Origin of the sequence: Labilibaculum sp. (assembly GCF_041595635.1) — a bacterium.
Classification (GTDB): Bacteria; Bacteroidota; Bacteroidia; order Bacteroidales; family Marinifilaceae; genus Labilibaculum.
In genome coordinates, this window is sequence record NZ_JBFHJW010000047.1 from 25709 (window position 1) to 33312 (window position 7604).

General features: G+C 34.6%; 7 protein-coding genes and 1 rRNA gene. 1 reads left to right on the top strand and 7 read right to left on the bottom strand.

Going from position 1 to position 7604, the window contains the following annotated elements:
* Positions 1-19: 19 nt before the first annotated feature.
* Positions 20-565: an RNA methyltransferase gene (locus ABYT26_RS12945; RefSeq protein WP_372754551.1), complete on the top strand. Its 546-nt coding sequence runs from the start codon at positions 20-22 to the stop codon at positions 563-565.
* On the opposite strand, the gene ABYT26_RS12950 is transcribed toward ABYT26_RS12945, so the two are convergent.
* The 7 genes from ABYT26_RS12950 to rrf all read right to left on the bottom strand — a co-directional run.
* Positions 562-1374 (bottom strand): hypothetical protein, encoded by an 813-nt coding sequence (locus tag ABYT26_RS12950; RefSeq protein ID WP_372754553.1) that lies wholly within the window; start codon positions 1372-1374, stop codon positions 562-564. The genes ABYT26_RS12945 and ABYT26_RS12950 overlap by 4 nt on opposite strands.
* Before the next feature lie 136 nt (positions 1375-1510).
* Positions 1511-3235, bottom strand: a complete 1725-nt coding sequence (locus ABYT26_RS12955) for a tetratricopeptide repeat protein (RefSeq protein WP_372754555.1) — start codon at positions 3233-3235, stop codon at positions 1511-1513.
* A gap of 113 nt (positions 3236-3348) precedes the next feature.
* On the bottom strand, positions 3349-3984 hold the full coding sequence (locus tag ABYT26_RS12960; RefSeq protein WP_372754557.1) for a deoxynucleoside kinase: 636 nt from the start codon (positions 3982-3984) through the stop codon (positions 3349-3351).
* Between the two features lie 175 nt (positions 3985-4159).
* The gene (locus ABYT26_RS12965; RefSeq protein WP_372754559.1) at positions 4160-4648 is read right to left on the bottom strand and encodes a hypothetical protein; all 489 of its coding nucleotides are present in this window, start codon (positions 4646-4648) and stop codon (positions 4160-4162) included.
* A 102-nt stretch (positions 4649-4750) separates the two neighbouring features.
* Positions 4751-6883, bottom strand: coding sequence for a polyribonucleotide nucleotidyltransferase (pnp, locus tag ABYT26_RS12970; protein ID WP_372754561.1), 2133 nt, complete (start codon positions 6881-6883; stop codon positions 4751-4753).
* A gap of 102 nt (positions 6884-6985) precedes the next feature.
* The gene (gene rpsO, locus ABYT26_RS12975) at positions 6986-7255 is read right to left on the bottom strand and encodes a 30S ribosomal protein S15 (RefSeq protein ID WP_372754563.1); all 270 of its coding nucleotides are present in this window, start codon (positions 7253-7255) and stop codon (positions 6986-6988) included.
* A gap of 260 nt (positions 7256-7515) precedes the next feature.
* Positions 7516-7604 (bottom strand): 5S ribosomal RNA (rrf, locus tag ABYT26_RS12980); the annotation flags it as partial.

Consider the following 7604-nt stretch of genomic DNA (forward strand, 5'->3'; position numbering starts at 1 on the left):
TGAACATTCTGTTAAGAAAATGAGAAAATTAAAGAATAGCGAGCTACACCGAAAAAGTATTGATGAGTTTAAAGAATCGAAGAAAACGCCTATCATTATCGTTTTGGATAATGTGAGAAGTTTAAATAACATTGGTTCAGTATTTCGTACATCCGATGCTCTTTTAGTAGAGGCAGTTTACCTTTGTGGAATTACTGCAACACCACCACACAGAGAGTTGCATAAGACAGCACTAGGAGCTGAAGATTCTGTTTGTTGGGAATATTTTGAACAAACAGAAGATGCTATAACGAAACTAAAGCAGAAAGGCTTTTCTATTTTCTCGGTTGAACAGGCTGAAAACAGCACTTCTCTTGATGCGTTTGAAATGGATTCGGAAAAGAAATATGCCCTAATTTTTGGCAATGAGGTAAAAGGCGTACAACAAAAGATCGTAAGTCAATCGGAAGGATGCATTGAGATTCCTCAATTTGGGACCAAACATTCCTTTAATATATCGGTAAGTTGTGGAATTGTACTCTGGGACCTATTCTCTAAACTACAAAAGCAGCAAAGTGATCGTTAATTCTCTAGATTAAATTCTAGTGTGACCACTGATCCTGGAAATTCTGTCTCATACAGTTTCGAGAAGGTTCGGTGTTTCACTTGTTTCCAAATACCGTTTCCCGATACAATTTGAATTCTACCCTGATTCTGCTTGATAAACTGACGAATTGTGTACAAGCCCATTCCTTTTCGAGTTTCAGGTTGAGTGGTAGTGCCTTCGGCCACAGACCATTCAATACCTCCCACACCATTCAGGTTTTTGGAAAGGTTTTTATTCACAAGCAGGTGAAATGGTCTACCTTGACTAACAACACTTACCATTAGCTTCTTATTGTATACCGAATAATAGTGTGCTATAAAAACCTCCTTGCAATTGCTATGAGCAAAAGCATTTCGGAACACCTCGGCCACACACAATTGAATGGCCATTTTTATTTGCGGATTGATCGTAATCTCTGGACGTTCTGGAAAAATTCTTGTGGTAAGATAATCTGACAAAGCTTCTTCAGATTCAGATGCAAATTGCTGACACTTCACAAAACTTTTCCATAAATATTTTCGTGCTGAACCACGAATCAACTTAGTAGTATTGAAAAGATTTTGAATGGATTCTTGCACATTTAAGAGACGAATTTTATTCTTTCTTCTCTCCATTCCTGCAATAAGGCTTCCCATAATTGCAAACAAATTTGATTCGATCACCTTCGTATTAGCAAAATCTAAAACAATCGAATCCTCAAAACAATCTTTTGTTTGCGCATGCATTTCTGAAAAAAAAACATAGCCTTGAAAATTGTTAACAAGTTTATAAGGGAATTTTATTTCCATTTTACCATCAATTAAGTTCAAAATGACTTCCTTCAGAGAATAGACGAAGATAAAAATTCTATAGAAAAAATCACTTTTCAAGCATAAAAAAAGCGACTCATCAATGAGTCGCTTTATTATATCTCTGAATTATGAATTACTCCACAATCGCTTTAAATTTAGCATCTTCAAAAACTTTTGCAAATTCCATATCTGTTTTTGCAGCTGTTTTAATAGAAGCATCTTTAGAAACAGCAGTCTCAAGGTTGGTGAAGATCAAATTGTTATTATCTGTTCTTGCACCAACGATAGCTTTCAAATAGTAAACCATAGCAGCATCGCTAGTATTAGCATTTAACTTGTCTAAAGCAACATTGTATTTTCCAACAAGGATGTTAGCCAAAGCAGCATTAACAGCAGTACACTCACCAAATTGCTTAACAGCAGTATCGTAATCTGCTTTTTTCACAGCAACAATACCTAAGTTAAAGTTTACTTCGTTACCAGCTCCGGTTGCAGCTCCAAAAAGAACTTCAGCTTCGCTTACATTACCGTTAATTAATTCTACTGCACCTAAGTTATTTTTAACAACTGGGTTGTTAGCAGAAAGTTGGTCAGCTTTATCAAAGTTTGATTTAGCTTCAGAAATTTTATCCATACCGAATAAAACCATACCAGCATCGTTAAAACCTCTCCAGTCGTTAGCGAATTGTTTTTTAGCCGTTTCGTAAATAGCTAATTTCTCATCAGCTGATGAAAACAAAGTAGCTGAAAACAATAATTCTTCAACGTTTAATTCTGCAGGGTTACTTTTAGCTAAAGATTTTAATTCTGCATCAGTTTTTCCAATCAAATCAACGTTTACAGTAAATTTAGATCTTCTTAATTTAGGAAGAACTTCTTTCTTCACTTCGTCGAAAGCAGCAGAAATATTTCTAATTTCTTTTTCACGTACTTCAGGATCTGAATACATTGAAAGAACACGTAGAATTAATTCTTTATCTTGAATGTTCGAAGCTTTCATTAATTCTTGAAATCCAGCCCAATCTTCAGGAGTTACTTTTGATTTGAAGAATTCTGAAGCAGCATATTCATTCATTTTAGCTTTCTTCATTTCTTTTTTGATAAAAGAAGTAGAAGTACCTTCACGTTTAGTAGCTAATTTCTCATTCCAGTCTTCTTTTCCGTCTGGAGAAGCATAAGCAGCAACTTCAATTCCTTTGTATTCTTTATTTTCATCCATCTTAGCAGCATCAAGATAAGACTTAAGAGCAGCAATATCTTCTGCTTTCATTTCTGACCAACGTACTTGAGAGCTGTTAATTAAATAATGAACGTCTGCATCTTTGCTTTCTGCAATAACTCTTTGGAAAGCATCTTTTCCAACGATATTACGTGGCGCATTTTCAACCAAAGTAGCAGTGGCAATCACACCATCAGCAATTTTGTAAGGGTCAAACTCTTGCGATTTAGTACCTTTACTACCCACCATTCTTACTTCAAGATCAGAAATTCTCATCGCTTGCTCGTAAGGAATTTTGTCTTCGTAAGTGATTGTTTTACCTGTTTCGTAAGGAACTACTGTATTGTTTCCTTGAACTTTTTCACCTTGTAAAGTTTTAGAAGGGAAAGCTTTTTCTCCTGATTCATATTTTAGAACCGGAGTTGCAACCAAAACAACATTCTTGTTGAAATACTTTGCAGGAATATTTACAGTGATTTTCACATCAACCATATCTGCGTGAGCTTCCAAAACTTCTGGAGTCACCTGATATTTGATATTACTTGCTTCTTTCTTCATTTTACTCAATCCTGCACAGCTAGTAAGAACTGCAACTGATAACAGCAAAGAAGCTAGGGAAATAACCTTTGATCTTTTCATAACAACTACTTAATTATTTTAACTTTTAACATTATAATCTAGTTCAAAACAAATTTAAGAAAATTTTATGCAAATTGAATCGATTCTATCTTTTTATTTAGTATAACAGGAGTTTAGAGTATAATTCGGGTAAGTCCTTTTTTGCATTCACAAGAAAATATAGCCTTAGATAGTTTTTTAAAATCTTCAGTATTATTTACGAAATCAATATTATTCGTATCAATAAGTAAAAAGCTCAACTCTTGCTGTTGCTTAAAAAATTCAAAATAACTATCCTGTATTTTATGCAGATAATCAGCGGTAATATCTCGTTCGTATTCTCTTCCTCTCCTTCTTATATTTTTAAGTAATTTATCTACATTGGAGTGCAAATAAACATATAAATCGGGTTTAGGTAATGAATTATATATAATATGAAAAAATTGCCGATATAGATTATATTCATCATCCTTAAGAGTTTGCTTCGAAAAAATCAAGGATTTCATAAAATAATAATCTGCAATGGTAAAAGATTTAAAAAGATCCCTCTCACTTAATTCTTTTTTTAATTGATTGTATCGATCGGCTAAGAATGACATTTCAAGAGGAAAAGAATACTTCTCTTGATCCTCATAAAATTTAGGCAGGAAAGGATTATTTGCAAATTGCTCTAAAATTAGTTTTGCATTGTATTCTTCTGCAATTTTATGAGAAAGTGAGGTTTTTCCCGCACCAATATTTCCTTCTATTACAATAAATTTATAATCCATTAATAATTCGTTACAGATTTGGAGAGATAAAAATAGCTAATGAAGCGCAAATATCAGTCTTTTTTGAAAAAAGGAAAAGCCATTCTTAATAAATATCCAAACAATCGCTTTTAACCAATACATTTTGACTTGGTTTTCTTTTAAATATCTAGCTAATATTGGATCCTATTTAAAATTAAATTTGTTTGCCATTCCGAAAACAGTCGCTGTCTTTTCGGCTTCCTAAAATATTACCAATAAACATTCCCACCCCTGCTGATAGGAAAAAAATAGTTGGATGAAAGCGGTAAAATAAACTATAGGATAGAAGCAATCCTATAACAGCACCCAACAAGGTGAAAACAGCAGAATATGTATAGGTGAAATGATAAGCCTGAAAAACCTGATGTTTACTTTTTAAATGTTCCAGTAATTTTTCAACTCTTTTCTCATACTCCGATTTATTCACACCAGATTTATTAATCAATCGGTCTAAACTTAAGACAATACTTTCCAACTCCTTTTTTGCGTATTTGCAATCCAAACACTGCTTTTCTTTATCGAGATGCTTAGCGATTTTTTTTAATTTTTCAATTTGGTAAAAACGATAATCCCGAACTGATATATAGCGCTCTATTTGCTCATCTATTTCATTTGCAATAGAATCAACCCAATTTTCTTCCATATTTTAACTTTAATAGTAAGAAGTTTCTAAGTTATACATTCAACTGATATCAAAAAAAAATCCCGGAATAAATCCGGGATTTCAAATCATATATTTGATAGACTATTTATCGTTTTTTTCAGGTTTTGGAAGTAATGCTTTTCTTGAAAGTTTTAATTTTCCGGATTTAGCATCAACTTCTATCAATTTAACATCAATAATCTGACCTTCTTTCAGTACTTCATCCACAGTATTCAATCTTCTGTGTTCAATTTCAGAAATATGTAGTAAGCCATCTTTACCTGGTAGGATTTCTACAAAAGCGCCAAAAGCCACAATCGACTTCACTTTGCCTTTATAGATTTCGCCAACTTCAGGAACTGCTACAATACCTTTAATACGTGCTAAAGCAGCATCAATTGCCTCTTTATTATCAGCAGAAATATCAACTACACCTTTATTGTCTACCTCTTCGATTACAAGTACTGCACCTGTAACTTCTTGTATTTCTTGAATGATTTTTCCACCTGGTCCGATTACAGCACCAATCATATCTTTTGGTATTTCAATTGATACAATACGTGGAGCATGAGGTTTCAAATCTTCTCTTGGTTCTGCAATGGTTTCTTCTACTTTTCCTAAAATATGAAGACGACCCTCTCTAGCTTGATCCAATGCTTGTGCCAACACTTCGTAAGGAAGACCATCTACTTTAATATCCATTTGAGTAGCAGTGATACCTTCTTTTGTACCTGTTACTTTAAAGTCCATATCACCTAAGTGATCTTCATCTCCTAAAATATCAGATAGTACAGCATATTTCTCAGCTCCTTTAGTTGAGATCAATCCCATAGCAATACCAGTTACCGGACTTTTAATTTTAATACCAGCATCCATCAAAGCCAATGTTCCGGCACATACAGTAGCCATTGAAGATGAACCATTTGATTCTAAGATATCTGAAACCACACGAATAGCGTATGGAGAATCAGTAGGAATCATTCCTTTTAATGCTCTAAAAGCCAAATTACCATGACCAACTTCTCTACGACTAATACCACGATTAGCTCGAGCCTCACCAGTTGAGAATGCAGGGAAATTATAATGAAGAACAAATTTCTCTTTTCCTCTGTACAAAACGTCGTCCACCATTTTCTCGTCTAACTTAGTTCCTAAAGTAACTGAAGTTAAAGATTGAGTTTCACCTCTGGTGAAAATAGCAGAACCATGAGCTCCTGGTAAGTAATCAACTTCAGACCAAATTGGACGTATCTCATCAGTTTTACGACCATCCAAACGAACACGATCTTCCAATACCATTTCACGAACAGCATCTTTTTCTACATCGTGGTAGTAACGACCAATTAGAGACATATTGATTTCTGAAGCTTCTTTACCCTCAGAATATTCAGCAATAAATTCCTCTTTTACCGCAGCAAAAGCAGCTGAACGTTCGTGTTTATTTGGGTTTTGCAATCTTGCAACTGCTAATACTTTATCATATGTTTTATCAACGATTAACTGACGAAGTTCTTCATCATTTGTTTCGTGACAATATGTTCTTTTTTCTGTTTTACCTACTAGTTCAGCCAACTCAATTTGAGCCTGACATTGAACTTTAATAGCTTCATGTCCAAATTTGATAGCTTCTAACATTTCGGCTTCAGAAACCTCAGACATTTCACCTTCAACCATCATGATGTTATCCATGGTAGCTGCAATAATCATATCAAGATCGGCTGTAGCTAATTCTTCACGACCAGGATTGATTACCATTTTGCCATCGATACGAGCCACACGAACTTCAGAGATTGGTTCTGCAAATGGCACATCAGAAACTGCAAGAGCAGCAGAAGCAGCTAATCCAGCAAGTGCATCAGGCATATCATTTGCATCCACAGAGATAAGGTGAATGGTAACAAATGTCTCTGCATGATAATCTGCAGGAAACAATGGACGTAGGGCACGATCCACTAAACGACAAACAAGAATTTCATAATCAGAAGGGCGACCTTCACGTTTCATGAAACCTCCTGGAAATCTACCTACAGCACTAAATTTTTCTTTGTATTCTACCGATAAAGGCATAAAGTCAACATCCGCTTTTGCATCCTGTGCAGATACAACTGTAGCCAACAACATGGTCTTACCCATTTTAACTACTACAGATCCATCAGCTTGTTTCGCTAATTTCCCTGTTTCAATTGTGATGGACCTTCCATCACCTAATTCAATTATTTTTTCGATCACTTTCATCTTTGTGTAGTTTGTTACAAACTCTTTTTTGGATAAGCAACAAGATGTCGCTATATATTATAAAAAGCAATCCCGATTGCTCGGGATTGCTTCAGTATGATATTATTTACGAATATTCAAAACTTTAATAATAGCTCTGTATCTTTCAATATCTTTTGCTTTTAAGTAATCAAGAAAATTTCTTCTTTTACCTACTAACAATTGCAGTGCACGTTGGGTACTGTAATCTTTTCTATTTCTTTTTAGGTGGTCAGTCAAGTGACTGATACGGTAGGAAAACAAAGCGATTTGAGATTCTGCAGCCCCAGTATCTTTGTTAGACTTCCCGTACTTTTCGAAAAGCTCTTGCTTTTTCTCTGCTGATAAATACATAATTTTTTATTTAAAATATTAAACTTATAATATTTGATTGCATAAGACAACCAGTCCGCAAAATTAAGCAATATTTTCTACAAAGCAACAAATCACATTAAAAACATCGCCTCAAAATACTGAAATCATGCGATTTACTTACTCTTACCTACAGGCAATACCATGAAATCATGGTTAACCATTCTTTTCTACTTTGATCCCCATTGGCTTCAGGGCAAAAAAAAAGAGTCTCACTCCACAAGGAATAAGACTCTTTTAAAGGTTGGCATCGACCTACTCTCCCACATCTCTGCAGTACCATCGGCGCTAACGGGCTTAACTTCTCTGTTCGGAATGGGAAGAGGTGGAA